The organism is Prosthecobacter sp., from assembly GCF_044236155.1.
In the GTDB taxonomy this organism is placed as follows: domain Bacteria; phylum Verrucomicrobiota; class Verrucomicrobiia; order Verrucomicrobiales; family Verrucomicrobiaceae; genus Prosthecobacter.
This window is the reverse complement of sequence record NZ_JBIIHA010000003.1, coordinates 149,775-169,667: the sequence shown is the minus strand read 5'-3', so window position 1 is coordinate 169,667 and position 19,893 is coordinate 149,775. Positions and strand designations below refer to the sequence as shown.

Sequence of the window (19,893 nt, the reverse complement as noted above, 5' to 3'; positions counted from 1 at the left end):
TCTTTGCACTCAATGCCCGCATCCGCCATCTCCCGCATCCGCGCCTCATTTCCTGAGCAGGGTTTCTTCCAGGACAAGGAGTGGGTGCTGTCGCCGGAGGCGTTTGCGCTGGATGCGGCGACGGTGGAGTTGATTCGTTCGCTCGGACCGGCGTTGCGGGCGTTTCAGCGGGCGTGCAATCGGTTGTACTTTGATGAAGCGCATCCGTGGGTGGCAAAGCTGCTGGATCAGGGCAAGCCGCAGCGGGTGATCGAGCTCGGGCGAAATCCGCGCTGGCATGAAGACCTGCCGCGTGTGCTGCGGCCGGATTTGGTGCTGACGGAAACCGGTGTGAGCATTTCGGAGCTGGATTCGCTGCCGGGCGGCATCGGTTTGACGGCGTGGTTGAATGAAACGTATGCGGGCCTCGATCAAAACGTGATTGGTGGAGGGACGGGCATGATCGACGGCTTTGCGGCGGCGTTTCCGAGCGAGGACATCCTGATCTCTCGTGAATCAGGCGACTATGTGCCGGAGATGAGCTGGCTGGCGGAGCGATTGGGCCGCCGTGTGCTGCGGCCATGGGAGGTGCAGCCATTTGAGATGAATGGCACGGCGATTTACCGCTTCTTCGAGCTGTTTGACCTCGCGAACGTCGAAAACGCGGATGTGATGCTGCGCATGGCCGAGCGCGGCGAATTGAGCTTCACGCCGCCGATCAAAGCCTTCCTCGAAGAGAAGCTTTGGCTTGCTTTGTTCTGGTCGCCGGCGCTGGAAGACTTCTGGAACTCAGCCCTGAGCCCTGAGCACTTGGCACTTTTGAAAAGGTGCATCCCGATGGGCTGGGTGGTCGATCCGGTGCCGCTGCCGCCGTTCGCGGTCTGGCCAAAGCTCGACATCCAGAGCTGGCACGAGATGAAATCGTTCGGCGGGAAGCAGCGGCAGCTCGTTTTGAAGATCAGCGGCTTCTCGGAGCGCGGCTGGGGCTCTCGCGGCGTGTTCATCGGTCACGATTTGTCACAGGAGCAGTGGGGCGCGGCGATTGACGAGGCGCTGGCAAGTTTTCCGACGAATCCATTCGTCTTGCAGGAGTTTCATCGTGCGAAGGTCGTCACGCATCCGGCCTGGAACGAGGAGCAGCAGGCCACGCGGGCGATGCAGAGCCGTGTGCGGCTTTGCCCGTATTACTTTGCCACATCGGAGCAGGACGATGATCCGGCGCTCGGCGGTGTGCTGGCCACGGTGTGCCCGGCGGACAAAAAAATCCTCCACGGCATGCGGGACGCGATGATGCTGCCTTGCGTTGCGCGGTGATTTCCGCTCCAATGGCGACACCATGAAGCTCTTTCCCGCTCTTCTGTTCGTTTCGACCTCCGTTTTCGCCGCTGAACCGATTGTCGTGAAGCTCTGGCCCGGGGGTGCGCCGGAGAAGCCCGGCGTGAAGATCGAGGCGGAGAAGGAAATACCGAAAAAGAACGCGGATGACGTGATGCGTATCACGAACGTCACCGATCCGATGATCACGGTGTTCAAACCGGAAAAACCAAATGGCACGGCCGTGCTGGTGTGTCCTGGCGGTGGTTACGGCATCCTGGCGTATGAGCATGAAGGCTCGCAGGTGTGTGACTTCCTCACGAAGCACGGCGTGACGGGCATCTTGCTCAAATACCGCGTGCCAAAACGCGATCCGAAGGATCCTGGTCGTGAGGCCTTGCAGGACGCGCAACGCGCGATGGGCATCATCCGTCATCGCGCCGCGGAATGGGGCCTGAAGCCTGACCGCATCGGCATCCTCGGCTTCTCGGCAGGCGGTCATCTCACGGTGATGACGACGCTGCATGCGAATAAGCGCACCTACACGACTGATCCGGCGCTGGACGTGGATGACGCGACGCCGAACTTCGCGATCCCTGTTTATCCGGCTTACCTCGTGAGCAAAGAAGAGCCAGGGAAGCTGCTCCCTGGCTACGAGGTGACGGCCAAGTCGCCGCCGATGTGTCTGATCCACGCGGGTGACGATCCATGGCCAGCGACTGCCAGCGCCTTGCTCTACCTAGAATACAAGAAACTCAACATCCCCTGCGAGCTGCACATTTACGCCAAAGGTGGTCACGGCTTTGGCATGCGCCAGAGCGGAGGCCCGGTGAACGACTGGCCGAACCGCGTGGCGGAGTGGATGAAGTCGATGAGCTATATTCCTTGAAGCCATGAGCGTAAGCACATCCTCTTCTGCCGCGACTTCCATTTCTGCGCAGGACCGCCATCGCATGGTGGTGGGGGATTTGACGGAAACCGTCTGCCGTTTCCGGCTGGACGGCACGTTCACGTTTGTGAACGAGGTGTTCTGCCGATTTTTCGGCAAGACCGAGGATGAGCTTCTGGGCACGCGCTGGCAGCCCATCCCCGTGGCAGAGGATCTGCCGATGATCGAGGAGAAACTCGGCATGATCACTCCTCAGAACCCGGTGGTGATGATCGAGAACCGTGTTTACGACGGCCAAGGGCAGGTGCGCTGGATGCAGTGTGTGAGCCGCGGTATGTTTGATGAAACGGGCCGTCTGGTCGAGATGCAGGCGGTGGCGCGTGACATCACCGAGCGCGTGCAGGCTGAGCAGAAGCTCAAGGAAAGCCAGCAACGCTGGCGGTTCGCACTGGAAAGCTCGGGCTTCGGCATGTGGGACTGGGATCTGGTGACGAACCAGACGTTCTTCTCGCGGCAATGGAAGTCGATGCTCGGCTATGATGAGCACGAGGTGGCCAATAGCTTCGAGTCCTGGAGGAGCTTGCTGCATCCAGACGACATCAAGATCGCCGAGAATGTCATCGAAAACTATCTCAAGGGACGGGAGAAGGACTACACGGTCGAGTTCCGCATGCGTTGCAAGGATGGCAGTTGGAAATGGGTGCGCAGCCGCGGAAAGGTGATCGAGAGAAACGCGACCGGCATGCCTTTGCGCATGACAGGCACTCATGTGGACATCACGAAGCGCAAGGCGGCCGAGGAACGGGAGGCGCACAGCTTGAAGCTGATCGCCGAAGGCGCACCCGCCAGCGCGGTGCTGGAGGCGATCGCACGCAACGTGGAAGCATCCCACCCAGGCATGCGATGCTGTGTGATGCTCGTGGATGCCTCTGGCGAACATCTGCGACTGAAGAGCGCGCCGGGACTGCCGGAATATGTCCGGCAGGCGATCGACGGGATGCGCGTCTCACCGGATTCCGCCTGCTGCGGGTCGGCGGCGTATTCCGGAATACGTGTGATCTGCCCCGACATGCTGGCGGATGCGCGGATGGAGCCTTTTTACAAAGTGGCGCTGAAGGCTGGCCTGCGCGCCTGCTGGTCGGAACCCATCATCAGCAGCGCCGGAAAAGTGCTCGGCACGCTGGCCTGCTACCACTCCCTCAAACACGAACCGCAGCAGCAGGAGGTCCGGCGAGTGGCCAGCGCCGCGAACCTGGCCGCGCTTGCGATTGAGCGTGAGTGGAAGGAGCATGCCCTGCTCATCAGCGAGGAGCGCTACGCACGCGCCCTGCGCGGCACCACGGACGGCCTGTGGGACTGGAACATCGTCACAGGGGACGTTTATCTCTCCCCTCGATGGAAGCAGATGCTCGGGTTTGTCGAGAACGAGCTGCCCAACAGCCGTGAAAGCGCCTTTCTGTCCCGCTTGCATCCCGATGATGTGCCGAGGGTCCGCGCGATGCGGCAGGAGCATTTTGAAAAGCGCGTTCCTTACCAAGTGGAGCTCCGCCTGATGACGAAGAGCGGGGACTACAGGTGGTTTCTCGCCCGAGGCCAGGCGGAATGGGACGAGAACGGCGAGGCGGTGCGCATGACCGGAACCATTTCGGACATTGAAGCGCGCAAACTGGCCGAGCAGGCGCTGGAGGAGAGCGAGCAACGCTTCCGCGCCGTCTTTGAACTGGCGGCCGTGGGCATCGCGGTGATCGAGACGTCCACCGGTCGTTACCTCGAGGTGAACCAGCGTATGTGCGAGATCAATCATCGCACACGCGAGGAAATGCTTCGTCTGACCTTTATGGACGTGACTCACCCGGACGATCTCAAGGATGATCTGGACCAGATGGAGAAGATGAAGGCGGGAAAGATCAGCAGATTCCAAATGGAGAAGCGTAATGTGGCGCCCGATGGTTCGATCACTTGGATCAACCTCAGTGTCGCGCCCATGTGGCGGCCCGGTGAACCGCCGCTGCGGCACATCGCCGTGGTCAAGGACATCACTGAGCGCAAGCAGGCGGAGTTCAATTACCGGCGCGAACTGGCCTACAACCAAGCCCTGGTGAACCACACGTCGGCGTTCATCGTGGTGATGGACACCGAAGGGCGCTTCGTGCATGCGAACGCGGCCTTCTTCAGCACCATGGGCTATGATGTGAACGAGATCATCGGCAAAACCGCGTGGGAGGCCGGCCTCATGGAGAAAGTGGAGATTGAGCGCTCCAAGCAGCGTTTTCAGCGACTTCTCCGGGGCGAGGACAACCCGACCGCCGACATCCGCCTGCGCACCAAGGACGGCCAGTGGCGCAGCGTGGAGATCCGCAGCACCTCCACCCGCAAACCGGATGGCTCACCGGATCGCATCATCATCACCTGCACGGATGTGACGGAGCGCAACCGGCTGCAGCGCGAGGTGCTGCGCGTCATCGAGCAGGAGCAGGCGCGTGTCGGGCATGACCTTCACGATGGCGTAGGGCAGTCAATGACCGGCATCCTCATCATGATGGAGGCGCTTGAGTCGGAGCTTCAGGGCGAGGCCAGGGAGCATGCGCGGCGCATTTACCAGTTGATGACGGAATCCGTCGCCGAGGTGCGGCGCATGTCCCATGGCCTTTCGCCGACAAGCGTGAAGTACCGCGGCCTCGACGGCGCTCTGAATTTGCTGGCCGAGACGGTGCGCACGAACTTTCGCACGCCATGCGTCTTCGAGCTGGAGCCCGGCGTCTGCATCGGCAGCGAGGACAAGGAGGCGCACCTCTTCCGCATCGCTCAAGAGGCGGTGAACAACGCGCTCCGGCACGGCAAGCCGGCGCATGTCCGTATTTCCCTCAGAAAGGCCGGTGATGGTGAATGCGAGCTTTGTGTGGAAGACGACGGCTCCGGCTTGAAGAAGAACAGGAAAGGGAAGGGGGACGGCATCGGCATGCGTGTGATGGCCTACCGGGCCAATCTCATCGGCGGCAGGCTCAAGGTGGAAAACAAAGGGCGGCGAGGCGTGGTGGTGACCTGCCGCTTTGAATGTGAGCGGAAATGCGAAGCCAAAAAGACGCGGGCTGTGAAGAAAGGCGGAACCAAGAAGCGCAAGACGTGATCACTCCCGCGTGATCAACTCGTCCAGGTTCAGGATGATGCGCGCCGTCGCCACCCAGGCGGCATTTTCGACCGCTGGCATGTTTGTGGCCGCATGACTGCCGAAGGCTGCCTTCGCCTCTTCTGTGGGACCGTTTTTGTAGGTGTAGCGAGATTCTTCGAGCAGCTTTTTCATTGCGGCGAGTTCCTGCGGCGATGGTGGACGCGAAACGCAGAGGCGGAACGCCTGGGTGAGCCGTGTGTCGTCATCTTTGAGCGAGTCATCGGTCAATACGCGTTTCGCGAGCGCCTGCGCGGCTTCGGCGAAGGCTTCCGCGTTCAGCGTGGTCAGGGCTTGCAGCGGCGTGTTCGACACGGTGCGCTTCACGTTGGTCGTGTTGGCGTCAGGGCAGTCAAACGTGGTGAGGTCGGGATGCGGGGCAGTGCGTTTGAAGAAGGTGTACATGCCGCGGCGGTAGCGGTCCTCGTCCTTGCTGGTGGTCCACTTGAAATTGCCGGCGTAGCTCAGCGCGTCGATGCCCTCGGGAATCGGCGGGAAGACACTGGGACCGCCGACTTTCGCGGAAAGCAGGCCGCCGGCGGCGAGGTACAGATCGCGCACGATCTCGCCATCGACGCGGAGGCGGTTTTGACGCCACAGCAGCGAGTTCTTGGGATCGAGTTCCATCACCTTGGGCGGGAGATTGGCAGGAATCGCGCTGCTCTGACGATAAGTGGCCGACATCATGATGGTCTTGAGGATTTTCTTCCGGCTCCAGCCCTGCTTCATGAATTCATCGGCCAGCCAGTCGAGAAGCTCGGGATGAGTGGGCGGCTCGCCGCGCACGCCGAAATCGGCGACGGTGCGAACGAGACCCTCGCCGAACAAACGGGCCCAGATGTGATTCACGGTGACGCGGGGTGTGAGCGGATTGTTTTTACTGACGAGCCATTTCGCCAGATCGAGTCGCGAGGTGCCTTTGAGCGGTGGCAAGGTCGAGAGAGCGGCGGGAGTGACCTCGTCCGCAGGCTGGAGGAAGTCGCCACGGTACAGCAAGTTGGTTTTGCGCGGGTTGTTCACGCGCTGACCGATGACACGCACGTCCATGAGCGGCGGTTTGGGCAGTTTTGCCTCCGCCTCACGCAAGGCATGATCCGCTGCGACGACTTCGGGATCGACTTTCTCCATCCAGGCCCAAAGCGGCATGATCACGACCAGATTCCTGCGCTTCGGCTCTTCGCTGAGAATCTTGCGCACTTCAGGCGGAGCGATGCTGTCCTCGGTTTCCTCGCTGGCGGCGAGCAGGCGCAGATGCCCGATGGTATGCCCGAGCTGCTTGTAGTTTTGCTCCAGCTCGACCACGAGCGTCTCTTCGGGTTTCAGGGTGACGGGCTCGGCGAGTTGAAGGGTGAGCGTGTGCTTTTTTCCTGTGCCGCCGGAGATGGCCCAGCCGGTTTGATCATCCGCGTCGAGCACCTTGTCCGCGGTGAAGGTCTTCTGCTCGAAGTCAGCCTTGGCTGAATGCAGGGTGAGTTCACGCCGGGTCTTGTTTTGCTCCAAGGTGGCGGAGAGCTTCGTGAGTACGAAGTTGCCGTTCTTGTTGAAACCCGGGCCTTGGGATGGCAGCGACGGGTCGGGAAGCACTTCGATTTGCAGGGCGCTGATCGGCTTGGCATGGCCGCGGATGCTCAAGGTGTAGCTGTCGGTCTTCGGTGCCTTGTTTTCGGCCAAAAGCGAGCCGTCGGTTTGTTTCTTGAGCTTCGCGGCCTTTGCCTTCATCTCAACGACGGGCAGCGTTTCGAACTTCTGCACCGCTTTGGCCGCGGCGGCCTTGGCGAGGCGTTCTTTGACCGCTTTTTCCCACTCCGGCAGCTTCACGGGCAGCTCCGCTTTCGCGGCGTCGAGGGCTTTGCGCAACGGGATGAGCTTCTTCACCGCATCGCCGTTCTTTTTCTCGTAATCGGCCCATGCCTCGGGTGAGCTCGGCACCTGGCGGTTTACTTCGTCGCCGTTATTGAAGTAGGCGAAGAGCTGGTAGTATTCCTTCTGCGTGATCTGATCGTATTTGTGCGTGTGGCAGCGCGCGCAGCCGACCGTGAGGCCGAGCCAGACGGTGCCGAGTGTTTCCGTGCGGTCCATGCATGCCTCGATGCGGAACTGCTCCTGATCGGTGCCGCCTTCGGTATTGGTGAGCGTTTGACGGTTGAACGCGGTGGCGACGATCTGCTCGGGCGTTGCGTCGGGAATAAGATCGCCCGCGAGCTGCTCGACGGTGAACTGATCAAACGGCATGTCGTCATTGATGGCGCGGATGACCCAGTCGCGAAAACGCCACGCGTCTGGACGCGGGCGGTCTTTTTCATAGCCGTCGCTGTCGGCGTAACGTGCCATGTCGAGCCAGTGACGGCCCCAGCGCTCGCCGAAGCGCTCGGAGGCCAGCAGACGGTTCAGAAGCGCCTCGTATTTTTGATCGGACCAGGCTGACGCATCGGAGAGGTCGGACAAGGTGGGCGGAAGGCCGAGCAGATCATAGGTGGCGCGTTTGATGAGCGTGATGGGATCGGCCTCGGGAGAGGGTGAAATGCTTTTCTCGGCCAGTTTGGCGCGGATGAACTCATCTATGCCGCCGCCCTTGGGACGAACGACCGGCTTGTAGGCCCAATGCGCCTCGAATTTGGCTCCTTCGGCGATCCATTGGCGGAGGACTTCGATGTCGCGTGTTTTGAGCGGATGTTTCGCACGATGCTTCGGTGGCGGCATCTGCTCCTCAGGATCGTCCGAGGCCATGCGGGCGATCATCTCGCTCTGATCCGGTTTTCCGGGCACGATGCCATGCGCGCCGCTTTTCAGCGCCTTGAGGGCAAGTTCGCGGCTGGTGAGCACGAGTCCGCCTTTCGAGTCATCGGGGCCGTGGCATTCGAGGCAGTGCTCGGCAAAGAGAGGCTGCACATCGCGTGCGAAATCAACAGGCGCGGCCTGAAGACTGGCAACGAGCAGAAGAGTGTGTGTGAAACGCAAAACGGGCATGCGGGTTAAACGCCGCATGCCCGTCTCGTGTTGCGCTCGTGCGCTTCAGGAGATCAATGCTTCAAGAGCCACTCGGTGGTGCGCGGATTGAAGTCGGCGAGGCATTCCCAGTGGAAGGCGTGGCCGGCGTTGTCGTAGAGGTGCAGGTCGGCTCCGGGGATGGCGGCGGCGACTTCCTCGCTCATCCATTTTGGGGTGAAGGTGTCGTTTTTGCCGCCGATGACGAGCGTGGGGCACTTCACGTTCTTGAGCTCGTTGAGCGTGTTGTGCGTGATGGCGGCGGCGCTTTGCGCCTCCATGGCATGCACGGGCTGCGGAGCGGGATTGGTGGCGGCGTCCTTGAGGCCCTGCTGCATGTTGTTCCAGCAGTCGTCGTTGTCGAACCACGGCTTGGTGAAGATGAGCATCTGCACGTAGTGCATGAAGTCCTCGGGGCGCATCGTGGCCTTGCACTTCATGAGGTGCTGCCAGGTGTAGAGGCCAAAGCGGTCCTGGCGAGCCCAGGTGCACATGAGGATCATGCTCTTCACCTTGTCCGGATGGCGCAGGGCGAGTTGCTGAGCGATGACGGAGCCGAGCGAGCATCCAACGACGCGTGCCTGCTTGATGCCGAGCTTGTCCATGAGACCGGCGTAGTCGTCGGCCATCATCGCGGTGGTGTAGGGGCCGGCGGGCTTGTCGGTTTCGCCCACGCCGCGGTTGTCACCGAGGATGCAGCGGAAGTGTTTCTCCCAGGCCTGAGCATGCGCGTCCCACACGCCGCCGGGGGCGGTCACGCCCATGATGCAGACGAGCGGATCACCGCTGCCGCGTTCTTGGTAAAACATTTTGATTCCGTTGGTTTCGACGTGGGGCATGGCTGTGGAGGGTTGGAGTGATGAAGAATGGGAGAGGCGGGGATTTGAGCAGGGGGGCATGAACGCAACAAGCAAAAATCACCTGCCACGCGTCAAAGCACGTGCATCATGGATTACGCACTCATGTCTGAAGCCAGTCAAGCCCCCGCATCATCCTCCACGCCGCCCTGGGAGGCAAAACGTCTGCCGAATCGGCGGGGACTAGCCAGAAAGCTGCTCGCCTGGGGCATTGTCGCCGGACTGGCCGGGGCTGTTTTCTATGCATTGCAACCGCGGCCGGTGGAAGTCGAGGTGGGCGTGGTACAGAATGGACCGCTCACCGTTTACGTGTCCGAGGAGGGAAAAACCCGAGTCCGCAACCGCTATGTCGTGGCCGCGCCGGTGGCGGGAAGCATGCAGCGTGTGGTTTTGAAACCAGGCGACAAGGTCGAGAGCGGCAAAACGGTGCTCACGCGCATCGAGCCGGCGATCTCGCCGCTGCTCGACACTCGTGCCCGCATGCAGGCTCAGGCAAACGTCGATGCGGCGACAGCCGCGCGGAGCCGTGCGAATGAAAACATCGAAATGGCGCGCACGGGCTTGAAATACGCGCAGGCAAATTGGGACCGCATCAAGAACAACACTGACAAGGGCACCGTCAGTGACACGGACCGAGACACCTTTGAGCGTGAGGCGGAGATGAAGGCGCGCGAGGTTCGCTCGGCGGAGTTTGCGCTGCAGGTGGCGGATTATGAGCTGGCGCAGGCGAAAGCGGCGCTGCTGCAGATCGAGAAACCGGCCGAAGGGGGCGCGTCGATCGATGTGCGCGCCCCGGTGAATGGCGTTGTTCTGCGCGTGCAGCAGGAAAGCGCCACCATCGTGGCACCAGGCGCACCCATCCTCGAAATCGGCGATCCCACTGACCTGGAGATCGAGGCGGAGATCCTGTCGCGTGACGCGGTGGCGATCCAGCTTGGGGCGGAGGTGACGGTCGAGCAATGGGGCGGAGATGAGCCTGCGAAGGCACGCGTGCGCCGCGTCGAACCGGCCGCGTTTACCAAGGTTTCGGCGCTTGGCGTGGAGGAGCAGAGGGTGCTGGTGCTTAGCGATTTCGTGGCGCAGACTTCGGCGTTGAAATCCCTGGGCGACCGCTACCGAGTGGAGGTGCGCGTGGCGGTGTGGCACAGCGACAAAACTCTTCTGGTTCCGTCCGGCGCTTTGTTCCGTGAAGGCAGCGAGTGGAAGACGTTTCTATTTGATAATGGCAACGCCAAGGTGGTCACGGTGAAAGCCGGACGCACCGACGGCAAGCTCACCCAGGTGCTAGAGGGCCTCAAAGCGGGCGACGAAGTGCTCATGCATCCGCCGGACACGGTGAAGGACGGCAGCGATGTCGTGAAGCGTGACGAGGTAAAATAAAAAAGGCGGCCCCTTGCGAGGCCGCCTTGGGAGAGATGGATGCGGACGAGAGCGTCCGTGCTCCATTTTAGACCTTCCACTCGCCGCGGTAGTCACGGGTGAGCCATTTGGCGTCGCCGCCGCTGGTATACTCGTGCTTCTCGGGGTTCCACTTCTGGGTGCCGCCGTGGTAATAGGCTTGGTTCATGAGGTGGCAGGAGATGACGGTGCTGGCACCGATGGCGACGTCGCAGATCGGACGGTTGCGGCTCTTGATGCAGTCCAGCCAGTCCTGGTGATGATTGGGAGAATTGTAGAGCTTCACTTTCGCGTCGGCGAGGAAGGTGCGCTCCGCCATGATGACCTCGCGGTCGAGGCTGGTGCCCTTGGTGTCCTTGCCGAGGAATTCGTGCACGACCTTGCCGCCCATGACGAGCTTGAACTTGCCGCGGTTGACGTGAACCTCGCCGCTTTCGCCGTAGAAGGACACGCCGAAGCCGTTGTTGACATGGGTGAGCGGGATGCCGCTGGCATAGACGAGTTTCGCGCCCTCCTTGGCCTCATCGTGCTTCTCAGGGGCGATGATCTCGACCGGTCCTTTCTCATCTTCGCCGAGACCCCACTGGGCGATGTCGATGTGATGCGCGCCCCAGTCGGTGACCATGCCGCCGCCGTATTCGCGGGTCATTCGCCAGGCGGGGAAGTGATTGTGGACGCCACGGGGGCTGAGCACGCTGCTGTAAGGGGCGAGCGGGGCCGGGCCGCACCACAGGTTCCAATCGAGGCCGGGCTCCATGGGCTCTTCCTTGTTCGCGTTCGGCTTGGCGGGGGACCCGAACTGGGTTTCGACGCGCTGGATCTTGCCAATGACGCCGTTCCGCACTAGCTCGCAGGCGACACGGAACTCCTTGCTGGAACGCTGCTGGGAGCCGGTCTGGAGGATTTGTTTGCTGCCACGGACGGCATTGATGAGGGTGATGGCCTCGTGGATGTTGTGGGTGAGCGGCTTCTCGCAATAAACATCCTTGCCAGCGTTGATGGCGGCGATGGAGACGATGGTGTGCCAGTGGTCCGGCGTGGCGATGACGACGGCGTCGATGTCCTTGCGGGCGAGCAGCTCGCGGAAGTCATTGTAGGCCTCGCAACCCTTGAAGGTGGTGTCTTGGTCCTTGCTGTAGCGATCGGTGACGGTCTTCTTCGCGTTTTCGCGGCGGGTGGTGTCCACATCGCAGACGGCGACGACCTGGACTTCCTTGCGGCCGAGGAAGTTGTTGAGGTGGCCGCTGTTCATCTTGCCATTGCCGATGAAGCCGAGCGTCAGGCGCTTGCTGGGAGCGGTGTCGGCGCTCCAGACGCGGGAAGGAAGGATGAACGGCGCGGAGACGCCTGCGGCGGCGGCGCGGATGAAGTGACGGCGGGAAGACGCGGTTTGCATGGTCGTGGTGGTGGGTGGAATTTGAGGTTGAACCATTACTTGCCTCCTGCCAAGTCTCTTGCACTCGGAGTTTGCGTGGCTATCCGACAGACATGGAGTTCTCAAACCAGCGCCTGGGGCAGTTGATCATCGTTTCCGGGCCTTCGGGCACCGGTAAGACGACGCTCGCGCGAAAAGTCTGCGATCGCGGCGAGGCGGTGTTCTCCGTTTCCTGCACCACGCGTGCGCCAAGGGCAGGGGAGGTGGACGGGAAGGACTATTTCTTTCTTACTGAAGCCGATTTCCTCGCCCGCGTGGAGCGTGGCGAGCTGTTTGAGCACGCCCGCGTGCATGGGCGGCTCTACGGCACGCTGAAGAGCTACGTTTATGAAAATCTGAAGCGTGGCGTGGACGTGATCATGGACATCGATGTGCAGGGCGCGGCGCAGGTGCGCGCCTGCGAGGACGAACTCGTGAAACGCTGCCTGCTGGACATCTTCGTGATGCCCCCGAGCCTCGATGAACTGCGCACTCGTCTGTCAGGCCGCGCCACGGAGGACGCGGCGGCGTTTGAGCTGCGCATGCAGAACGCTGCGGCGGAAATGGAGCACTGGCGTGCCTACGGCCACGTGTTGGTCAGCGGTTCACGCGAGGATGACGCGCGGCGCTTTGACGCGATCCTCGAAGCGGGCAGGATGCGGACGAGTTTGATGTGATCAGGTCATCAAACCGGCGTCTTTGAGCGCGGGGAACTGTGAGCGCCAATCGCGAACGATTTGGGAATCGATTTGAGCACTGAGGACGCGTTCCTGCTCGCCCGCGTCGGCGATGATGACACCATGAGGATCGACGATGAGGCTGCGGCCGTTGTAGCTGAACTGCGGATCGCTGCCGTAGCGGTTCACACCGATGACGTAGGCCTGGTTTTCGATGGCACGGGCCTGGAGCAGCGTGATCCAGTGCAGGAAGCGCCTCACCGGCCAGGCTGCGATGTAAACAAGCACCTCAGCCCCGGCGCGCACCGCCTCGCGGGCCAGTTCGGGGAAGCGCAGGTCGTAACAGATGAGCGGGGCGATCTTGAGCCCCTGCCATTCGAAGACGTTCACGTTCGTGCCCGCCTGGTGCACCTGGTCCTCGCCCCCCAGGCTGAAGGGGCGGTTTTTCGTGTAGCGGGTGAACAGCGTGCCGTCGGGCGCGATGGCGAGGGATTGATTCCATCCCCGGCCGCCGGCTGTTTTTGTGACGAGGCCCCCAATGACGCAGCTTTGGTGCAGCGCGGCGATCTCGCGCAAAAACTGCTCAGTGGGCCCGCTTTCCGGCTCGGCGGTGACAGAGAGGTTCATGCTGAAGCCGGTGGAGAACATCTCCGGCAACACGATCAGCGAGCCCGGCTGCGGTGCGGCCCCGGCGATCAGTTTCCGCGCCTTCGCATGATTTGCGGCAGGATCTTCCCAGATGGAGTCAAGTTGGACGAGATGCACGTTCATAGGCGTTCAGGCTTGGCACCGGGGCTGAGGCGTTTGGAGGTTTCCGGGTCGCTGGTGCGGGCGCGGACGGTGATGAAGCCGCTGGCGGAGAGGATGGCGAGGCCGCAGACGATGGCGAAGGTGTCGAAGGACATAATTTTGACCATGGCGAAGCCCAGGGAAGGTGCGATGAGCCCGCGCATGCCGGTGAGGAAGGTGTGGACGCTCATGTATTCGGCGACGGCGTGCTTGGGGGCGAGCTTGGTGACCCAGAGCGCCCAGGTGACGTTGCCGCCGGCGTTTGCCATGCCCCACATGGCCATGCCGAAGGTCCACCAGCCGATGCCGTGGCCGAGGTAGAAGCACAGGATGCCGCCGGCGAAGAAGACATTTAAAACGGCGCGGACGGTGAAGAGATGGAAGCGGTCATAAACGAGGCCCCAGGGATACGAAAAGATCACGCGGGCGAGGACGGGCACGACGCCGGTGATCCAGGCGACTTCGAACTCGGGCAGGTTGATGCCGTGGCGCGGATTGGCGAGGTATTCGACGAAGAGGCTGCACGCGGCGAGGTTGCCGACGCCCATGATCATCCAGGAGATGAGCAGCGTGCGGAAGTCGTGGTCCTCCCGGATCCAGCGCATGGAACTCCACAGGCTGGTGCTTGAGTTTTCCGGCGCCTCCCAAGGGGTGGCGGGCAGGCCATAAGTCCAGAACCCAGAGATGAAGCCGCTCGCCGAGAAGGCCCAGAGGAGCCAGGAGTAGGAATCGAGATTCCAGCCGAGCATTTTGCCCCCCGCGAAGCCAAAGCAGACGGCGGCGGCGGCGCGTGTGACGCCGGTGACGGCGTAAAGCATTCCACGCATGTGCGCGGGATAATTGATGCGGTAGATCTGCGTCATCAGCGGGATCTGCATGGAGAGGCAGAACAAACCGAGGCTGAGGCCGGCAACATAGAGCAGAGGGTCATGCGGAAAGGCGGCGGAGACGGTCATGAAGGCACCGCCGAGCATCTGCACCTTTGCCGCCGTGCGCGGGATGGTGCTTTTGGCCCGCAGGAGCAGCGGAACGACGAACAAACTGGCAACCATGCCGCCGCTGGTGGCGCTGAGGAAGACGGACTTTGCCACATCGCCCATGTGGAAGACACGAACGGCGAGGAGCATGCCGAAGGTGGCGGTGAGCGTGTCGATGACGCCCGAGGGCAGCGAGCGCCAGAGCTCGTTGCGGAAGGTGCGGCGGGTGGCGGCGTGTTCGCTCACAGGCGGGCTATTCGCATGCAAGAAGAAGCGCGTCCAGCCCGGAGGCGGGGACGCGCTTGCGATTGTCGAAGAGGTCTAGGCCGGAGCAGGATCAGGCGGCTTTTTTGGCCTTCTTCGCGGCAGGTGCTTTTGCGGGAGCTTCCTTGGCGGCGGGCTTTTTCACGAGCTTCGGCGCGGGCATCGGGACGATGGTGAGCCACTCCTGGCAATGCAGCCAGTTGTCGGAGCCTTCGTCACGGAGGTAGTCGGTGTCGGCGATCAAACCACGCTTTTGGAAGTCGATGATTTCCTTTTTGGTGAAGGGGCCGAATTCTACGAAGGAGCGGCTGAGGTAAACGAGGTCTTTCATGGGTGTTTTTTGGATATGGGGTTCAGATTTGGGGTGCTGGGGCATTACACCAGATGAGATGTGGAACAAGCAGCAATCTTGCCACAGTTCCACGCAATGTGGTCGGTAAGGAAGGTGTGCCTTTTTTGTGTCCAGAAGGCATGGGCGCTTGCGGCATCCGCGAGCGGCCTCTAGTTTATATGACAAGTAATGATTATTTGCCTCGAATCGTCGATCCTCGGTGGGTACCTCTCCAATGAAGTGCCCGGCTTGGTGACAGGTGTGTTGCATCTGGCGGGCCAGAGCCAGCCGGTGCGTGTGGAACTTGTGGGAAACTTCCTGCGGGACATCGCCGGCTGTCGTGTGGACTTTCATAACCCGCTGCTACAGGCGAATGAGGAGCATGTGGGGGCGGTGGCACCGCTTCAGCATGGTTACAGCGGCTTGATGACGGCGTCTTATCGCGTCGCGAAACTGCCAAGACGCCGGGCGGCCCAGTCGGGAGCCTTGCTGACCCTACCGGTGCCGCCGGGATTGAAGAATCTGCTGTTTTTCGAGTGGTTCAATCAGGACCACCAGCGCATCCTGATCCAGTCCTGGCATTTGCAGTTGCGTGTTTCCGCGCCGCGCTGGCAGTTGACCAAGGAGGAGGAGGCCGCCCTGCTGCGGCAGAACCGCGCCCGGCGGAAGCATTTCCTTTTGGGCAGCAAGCGAAACACGAAGTCGGCCGATGCTCTGCACAGCCCGGGTTTTGATGATCCCTTCCAGCCGGTGAAGCCGGGCAGCGATCCCTTCGGTGCGGTGCAGAACGACCCCGCCTCCGGCGCACCGAGGAAGCCCGCACGTCCTGGGCGCGAGGAGCGTGATCCAGCGGAGCGATCCGCCGCGCTGGCGAAGGAACTGAGGCGTTTTCAAGGGTTGCTCGTCTTCAATGAGGAGGTGCGCACGCGACCGGCGGTGCTGCGGCTGCTTTCCACCGTGGCTGATCTGGCCGCGCACTTGATTCATGTCCTGCGGCAGTTCACCGGTCAGGAGAAAAGCCAGTGGCAATTTCTCGTCGTCGATCTGGAGCAGAGCCTTCCATTGTTCGCGGCAGCTTTGAACGCCACGGACAAGCTGGTGCAGCAAAATCCTGACGGTGCGGACATGGAGTGGCTCTCAGGCGTGCAGGCGAGCCTGCTGAACATCGAGCTGCGCATGCGGGAGTTGCTGGGGTTGCTGCGTTGATCGCGCGCAGGGTTGATCCGTGCGGAGCTTGCGTCTAGCATGCGGGATCATGCGTCTTTCCCATTTTGCCGTGGCTCTCACAGTCATCCTGCTCGCCATCACAAGTTATCTGGCGTGGGAGGCTCAGGAGGAGGCCCAGGGGGCCCGAAGAGAGCTCGAACTCGTTCGCAAGCAGCAGGCTGTGCGCGAGATGGCCATGCCTGCGAAGCCCACCACGGTCGCCACCCTGCCACCAGTTCCGGAATCGCCGCCGGCGGCGGTCCCCGCCGCGCCTCCGCTGGCCGGGAGCGGGCTGATGCCCGGCGCGCCCGCCACGCAGCCCTCAGCGGCGCCTGCTGCGGCTCCCTTGACGGCGCTTCAGAAGCAGCTTCTCGGCATGCCCACGATGGCGAAGGTGATCGAGATTCACAACGACCAAGGATTTGCCGTCATAAACGCAGGCAAGGACAAAGAACTGACCAAAGGCATGAAGTTCGATGTGCGTCGTGGCGATGGCCTGGTGGGCCGTGTGATCGTGGGAGACACCATCGAGGCTTCGGAAGCGGTCGTGGACATCGACACCTCGGCCAGCCTGCCAGGCGTAACCATTGAGGCGGGTGACGAACTGATCCTGCCTGTTCGGAAATAAGCACCGCCTCCGATGCAGCGTGAACGTCTCGATCTCGCCCTTGTGAAGCTCGGGGTCGTGCCTTCGCGGGAACAGGCGAAGCGGCTCATCATGGCGGGCGAGGTCAGCGTGATGGGCCGGCGTATCACCCAGCCCGGCTGGCTGGTGAAGGAACGGGAACAGATCGTCGTGCGCGAGCGTCCGAAATATGTTAGCCGCGGAGGATTGAAGCTCGAAGGAGCGCTGAACCACTTCGGGATCGATGTCACAGGCATGAAAGCGCTCGATGTCGGTGCTTCCACGGGAGGATTCACGGATTGCCTCCTGCAAAGGGGAGCCGTGAAGGTCTTCGCTTACGATGTGGGAACCAATCAGCTCGCCTGGAAGCTGCGCAGCGACCCCCGGGTGGTTTCACGGGAGCAGTTCAACCTGCGCCACATGAAACGTGAAGATGTGGGAGAGGATGTGGATATCCTCGTGGCCGACTTGTCCTTTATCTCCCTCACCCTGGTGTTGCCCGCCGCTTTGCAGGTGCTGCGCGCCGGCGGGCATGCCGTGGTTCTGATCAAGCCCCAGTTCGAGCTCTCCCGGGAGGAAATCGGCAAGGGGGGCATCGTGCGGGAGCCGGATCTGCATGCCAAGGCATGCGCGCGCATCGAGGAATTCGTGCGTTCACAGGCCCAGCTTCAGTGGCAGGGCTTGATCGAGTCACCAATCCAAGGAACGGATGGGAATCGTGAGTTCCTGGCTTGGTTCCGGGTTTTGGACTGAGCCTCAGAGGCACGAGGGAAGGGGAGTAAATCGGACCGAGGCGGAAAACCGAAATTTCAAAGGCGGAATTGTCATTTTGGATTCTCCAAACTGTGGCAAAGCGCAAAATTGTGAGTTTTTGGCTTGCAACAATGCGATAATTATCATAATTTACAATCATTGGAACAAACGTTCATGAAAATACCAACGCGCCATTCTCGCCACCACTCCGGCTTCAGCCTCTTTGAAGTCCTGATGTTCTTGGCTGTGCTTGGGGTCATTCTAGGAATCTCGGTTCCCATGTTTAGCCAAAACGACGCGATCTATGCTGCTCGTGATCGTCGCAATGCCCAAGAACTCTCTTCCACCTGCACCATGGCCCAAGCCGCCGGACTGGACTTTGTCCAAGGGGAAAGTGTGCTTGAAACAGTGCGCGCCGTCGTCCGTGGCGGCATGCCGCTTCAGGGTGCGATGAAAGGACGGCTGTTTGTGGTTCCTGGGCTGAGCGAAGAAGACATCAAAGGTGCCGCCAAATACCTGCGGATCGTAAACGGTGAACTGCGCTACAGCAGCAGCGAGATAGCTCATCGGACGGGAGATCAAAAGATGTGATTCCAGTTGCGCTCTTTGAGCGAATTGTGAGCCATGCGCGGAGGCGGGTTTGTCCGCGCAACGTTGACCGTGTGTTTTGTCTTGCCTGTCAGCGGCGTTTCCACCAGCATGCGGTTTCATGAACTCCGCCTTCATCAAAAAGAACTGGTATCTCCTCACCCCGGCCGCCATCCTGCTCATCCCGGCGCTGATGGTCTTGTATTGCAGCGTGAACTACGGCTACAGCATCTCCGAGTCGATGAAGGCTGTGAGGCACTTTGGCTCCACCAGCACGCGTTACGCGCAGGGATTCACCGAGCGGAAGTTCAAAATGGTGCGCGTCGGCATGGACGGCCGCTCCGTTTACAACACCATCAAAAATCCCATGGAGCGCAACATGCCCGAGGACACCGAGTGGCGTTACAGCCTGCCCGGCAGCGGCGCGGAGCACTTCCACGAGCGCACCATCATCCTCGAAAAAGACAAGAGCGGCATCCCGCGTGTGAAGCAGAAGATCAGCCGCTTTCACACGCCGGATTGATTCGGGCGTGAATCACGCGAGATTGGCGTATCACACTCATGAGCCACCCCATCACGAAGTTCCTGCTCAAAACCGGCCTCGTCGCCCCTCTCCTGCTGTTGCTGGCCTCGTGTCAAAACTCCGGGCACATCAAAGGCCTGCCGAAAAACCTGCCTGTCATCAATCTCCACGGCTCTGCCAGCACGCCGCCGCACAGCATGGCGCACAAAGATTACCCGTTCGCGGACAACGGTGACTACAAGACCGACTGGGCGTCCGAGGGCGGACAGGGGGCTGGCATGGACTACTCATCGTGGCGCACATCGCATGGAGGAGCGGCGACGCGCGGTTCGCGTGGCTCCAAGGGCAAATCCGGCTCCAAGTCCAAATCCTCGGGCAAGGGCGGCTCCTACACCATCAAGAGTGGCGACACGCTCGGCACCATCGCTCGCAAGAACGGTACCACCGTCGCCAAACTGAAGGCCGCCAACGGCCTGAAGTCCGACCTCATCCGCGCCGGCAAAACGCTCAAGATTCCCAAGTGATCCGACTCGCCTGCATCGTGTTGGCCGCGCTGGCGCTGCCCGCCGTGCCGGCCGCCTCTCAAACGCTGCGCTTCTCCACCGTCGTCATCGACGCGGGTCACGGCGGCAAGGATGGTGGCTCCGTCTGGAACGGGTTGATTGAAAAACGGCTCTGCCTTGATGTCGCCAAGCGTGTCGAGGCCGGGTTGAAATCCCGTGGCCTCAAAACGGTCATGACACGCCGCACGGACACGTTTGTTGAACTCGACCAGCGCGCGCGCATCGCCAACCGCGTGCCTTCATCGGTCTTTGTCAGCATTCACTTCAACGGCAGCCGAAAAACCATCATCTCCGGCGGCGAGACCTACTATCGCAGTCCGCGTGGCAAAATTCTCGCCAGCGCGATCAGCCGCAGCATCAAAAGCAAGGTTCCCGGTGGGTCGCGCGGCATTTTCGACGCGGATTACAAGGTGCTGCGAGAAACCCAAATGCCCGCCGTGCTCGTCGAATGCGGCTACATCAGCAACAAGCGCGAGGCCGCGCGCTGCGCAGATCCCGCTCATCGCCAGAAGCTAGCCGACGCTATTGTCAGCGGACTTCTCGCCGTGCGGGCTCGCTGAGCGTCCTGGTTTTCATTTCTTTTGAAAATCAGACA

At 61.4% G+C, this 19,893-nt stretch carries 18 protein-coding genes; 12 read left to right on the top strand and 6 right to left on the bottom strand.

Annotated elements, in window-relative coordinates; genetic code table 11:
* Positions 1-12 precede the first annotated feature (12 nt).
* Genes ACILSE_RS04555 through ACILSE_RS04545 form a run of 3 tightly spaced genes read left to right on the top strand, consistent with a single transcriptional unit; the run spans position 13 to position 5,309 of the window.
* On the top strand, positions 13-1,293 hold the full coding sequence (locus ACILSE_RS04555) for a hypothetical protein (RefSeq protein ID WP_395716171.1): 1,281 nt from the start codon (positions 13-15) through the stop codon (positions 1,291-1,293).
* 22 nt (positions 1,294-1,315) lie between these two features.
* Positions 1,316-2,182: an alpha/beta hydrolase gene (locus tag ACILSE_RS04550; protein ID WP_395716170.1), complete on the top strand. Its 867-nt coding sequence runs from the start codon at positions 1,316-1,318 to the stop codon at positions 2,180-2,182.
* A gap of 4 nt (positions 2,183-2,186) precedes the next feature.
* The gene (locus tag ACILSE_RS04545; RefSeq protein WP_395716169.1) at positions 2,187-5,309 is read left to right on the top strand and encodes a PAS domain S-box protein; all 3,123 of its coding nucleotides are present in this window, start codon (positions 2,187-2,189) and stop codon (positions 5,307-5,309) included.
* On the opposite strand, the gene ACILSE_RS04540 is transcribed toward ACILSE_RS04545, so the two are convergent.
* Both ACILSE_RS04540 and ACILSE_RS04535 read right to left on the bottom strand, forming a co-directional pair.
* Complete coding sequence (locus ACILSE_RS04540; protein ID WP_395716168.1) at positions 5,310-8,315, bottom strand: PSD1 and planctomycete cytochrome C domain-containing protein; 3,006 nt, start codon at positions 8,313-8,315, stop codon at positions 5,310-5,312.
* A gap of 53 nt (positions 8,316-8,368) precedes the next feature.
* On the bottom strand, positions 8,369-9,172 hold the full coding sequence (locus ACILSE_RS04535) for an alpha/beta fold hydrolase (RefSeq protein WP_395716167.1): 804 nt from the start codon (positions 9,170-9,172) through the stop codon (positions 8,369-8,371).
* Positions 9,173-9,295: 123 nt separating this feature from the next.
* Between ACILSE_RS04535 and ACILSE_RS04530 the strand changes: the two genes are divergently transcribed.
* Complete coding sequence (locus tag ACILSE_RS04530) at positions 9,296-10,570, top strand: efflux RND transporter periplasmic adaptor subunit (protein WP_395716166.1); 1,275 nt, start codon at positions 9,296-9,298, stop codon at positions 10,568-10,570.
* 67 nt (positions 10,571-10,637) lie between these two features.
* On the opposite strand, the gene ACILSE_RS04525 is transcribed toward ACILSE_RS04530, so the two are convergent.
* Positions 10,638-11,984, bottom strand: coding sequence for a Gfo/Idh/MocA family protein (locus ACILSE_RS04525; RefSeq protein WP_395716165.1), 1,347 nt, complete (start codon positions 11,982-11,984; stop codon positions 10,638-10,640).
* A 92-nt stretch (positions 11,985-12,076) separates the two neighbouring features.
* Here ACILSE_RS04525 and gmk point away from each other — a divergent pair, with 92 nt between their 5' ends.
* Positions 12,077-12,679, top strand: a complete 603-nt coding sequence (gene gmk, locus ACILSE_RS04520) for a guanylate kinase (RefSeq protein WP_395716164.1) — start codon at positions 12,077-12,079, stop codon at positions 12,677-12,679.
* Here the strand turns inward: gmk and ACILSE_RS04515 are convergent, their stop codons facing one another.
* The 3 genes from ACILSE_RS04515 to ACILSE_RS04505 all read right to left on the bottom strand — a co-directional run bounded on the left by ACILSE_RS04515 (position 12,680) and on the right by ACILSE_RS04505 (position 15,040).
* Positions 12,680-13,450, bottom strand: coding sequence for a carbon-nitrogen family hydrolase (locus ACILSE_RS04515; protein ID WP_395716163.1), 771 nt, complete (start codon positions 13,448-13,450; stop codon positions 12,680-12,682). It abuts the gene before it with no gap.
* Complete coding sequence (locus tag ACILSE_RS04510; protein WP_395716162.1) at positions 13,447-14,691, bottom strand: hypothetical protein; 1,245 nt, start codon at positions 14,689-14,691, stop codon at positions 13,447-13,449. The genes ACILSE_RS04515 and ACILSE_RS04510 overlap by 4 nt, the downstream gene beginning before the upstream one ends.
* Before the next feature lie 91 nt (positions 14,692-14,782).
* On the bottom strand, positions 14,783-15,040 hold the full coding sequence (locus ACILSE_RS04505; RefSeq protein WP_395716161.1) for a hypothetical protein: 258 nt from the start codon (positions 15,038-15,040) through the stop codon (positions 14,783-14,785).
* A gap of 189 nt (positions 15,041-15,229) precedes the next feature.
* Here ACILSE_RS04505 and ACILSE_RS04500 point away from each other — a divergent pair, with 189 nt between their 5' ends.
* The 7 genes from ACILSE_RS04500 to ACILSE_RS04470 all read left to right on the top strand — a co-directional run bounded on the left by ACILSE_RS04500 (position 15,230) and on the right by ACILSE_RS04470 (position 19,858).
* On the top strand, positions 15,230-16,246 hold the full coding sequence (locus ACILSE_RS04500) for a hypothetical protein (RefSeq protein WP_395716160.1): 1,017 nt from the start codon (positions 15,230-15,232) through the stop codon (positions 16,244-16,246).
* A 49-nt stretch (positions 16,247-16,295) separates the two neighbouring features.
* Positions 16,296-16,874 carry a hypothetical protein gene (locus ACILSE_RS04495; protein ID WP_395716159.1) on the top strand — a complete coding sequence of 193 codons (579 nt, stop codon included), beginning with the start codon at positions 16,296-16,298 and terminating at the stop codon, positions 16,872-16,874.
* A gap of 12 nt (positions 16,875-16,886) precedes the next feature.
* On the top strand, positions 16,887-17,624 hold the full coding sequence (locus tag ACILSE_RS04490; protein ID WP_395716158.1) for a TlyA family RNA methyltransferase: 738 nt from the start codon (positions 16,887-16,889) through the stop codon (positions 17,622-17,624).
* A 174-nt stretch (positions 17,625-17,798) separates the two neighbouring features.
* Positions 17,799-18,215: a Tfp pilus assembly protein FimT/FimU gene (locus ACILSE_RS04485; protein ID WP_395716157.1), complete on the top strand. Its 417-nt coding sequence runs from the start codon at positions 17,799-17,801 to the stop codon at positions 18,213-18,215.
* 118 nt (positions 18,216-18,333) lie between these two features.
* Positions 18,334-18,735, top strand: coding sequence for a hypothetical protein (locus ACILSE_RS04480; protein ID WP_395716156.1), 402 nt, complete (start codon positions 18,334-18,336; stop codon positions 18,733-18,735).
* A 38-nt stretch (positions 18,736-18,773) separates the two neighbouring features.
* On the top strand, positions 18,774-19,259 hold the full coding sequence (locus ACILSE_RS04475) for a LysM peptidoglycan-binding domain-containing protein (protein WP_395716155.1): 486 nt from the start codon (positions 18,774-18,776) through the stop codon (positions 19,257-19,259).
* The gene (locus tag ACILSE_RS04470) at positions 19,256-19,858 is read left to right on the top strand and encodes an N-acetylmuramoyl-L-alanine amidase (RefSeq protein ID WP_395716154.1); all 603 of its coding nucleotides are present in this window, start codon (positions 19,256-19,258) and stop codon (positions 19,856-19,858) included. Before ACILSE_RS04475 ends, ACILSE_RS04470 begins: the two co-directional genes overlap by 4 nt.
* Positions 19,859-19,893: the final 35 nt, after the last annotated feature.

Bases quoted from the DNA above. Each gene is read 5' to 3' on its own strand.
- ACILSE_RS04555 (WP_395716171.1), top strand. From the start codon at position 13: ATGCCCGCATCCGCCATCTCCCGCATCCGCGCCTCATTTCCTGAGCAG.
- ACILSE_RS04550 (WP_395716170.1), top strand. From the start codon at position 1,316: ATGAAGCTCTTTCCCGCTCTTCTGTTCGTTTCGACCTCCGTTTTCGCC.
- ACILSE_RS04545 (WP_395716169.1), top strand. From the start codon at position 2,187: ATGAGCGTAAGCACATCCTCTTCTGCCGCGACTTCCATTTCTGCGCAG.
- ACILSE_RS04540 (WP_395716168.1), bottom strand. From the start codon at position 8,315: ATGCCCGTTTTGCGTTTCACACACACTCTTCTGCTCGTTGCCAGTCTT.
- ACILSE_RS04535 (WP_395716167.1), bottom strand. From the start codon at position 9,172: ATGCCCCACGTCGAAACCAACGGAATCAAAATGTTTTACCAAGAACGC.
- ACILSE_RS04530 (WP_395716166.1), top strand. From the start codon at position 9,296: ATGTCTGAAGCCAGTCAAGCCCCCGCATCATCCTCCACGCCGCCCTGG.
- ACILSE_RS04525 (WP_395716165.1), bottom strand. From the start codon at position 11,984: ATGCAAACCGCGTCTTCCCGCCGTCACTTCATCCGCGCCGCCGCCGCA.
- gmk (WP_395716164.1), top strand. From the start codon at position 12,077: ATGGAGTTCTCAAACCAGCGCCTGGGGCAGTTGATCATCGTTTCCGGG.
- ACILSE_RS04515 (WP_395716163.1), bottom strand. From the start codon at position 13,450: ATGAACGTGCATCTCGTCCAACTTGACTCCATCTGGGAAGATCCTGCC.
- ACILSE_RS04505 (WP_395716161.1), bottom strand. From the start codon at position 15,040: ATGAAAGACCTCGTTTACCTCAGCCGCTCCTTCGTAGAATTCGGCCCC.
- ACILSE_RS04500 (WP_395716160.1), top strand. From the start codon at position 15,230: ATGATTATTTGCCTCGAATCGTCGATCCTCGGTGGGTACCTCTCCAAT.
- ACILSE_RS04495 (WP_395716159.1), top strand. From the start codon at position 16,296: ATGCGTCTTTCCCATTTTGCCGTGGCTCTCACAGTCATCCTGCTCGCC.
- ACILSE_RS04490 (WP_395716158.1), top strand. From the start codon at position 16,887: ATGCAGCGTGAACGTCTCGATCTCGCCCTTGTGAAGCTCGGGGTCGTG.
- ACILSE_RS04485 (WP_395716157.1), top strand. From the start codon at position 17,799: ATGAAAATACCAACGCGCCATTCTCGCCACCACTCCGGCTTCAGCCTC.
- ACILSE_RS04480 (WP_395716156.1), top strand. From the start codon at position 18,334: ATGAACTCCGCCTTCATCAAAAAGAACTGGTATCTCCTCACCCCGGCC.
- ACILSE_RS04475 (WP_395716155.1), top strand. From the start codon at position 18,774: ATGAGCCACCCCATCACGAAGTTCCTGCTCAAAACCGGCCTCGTCGCC.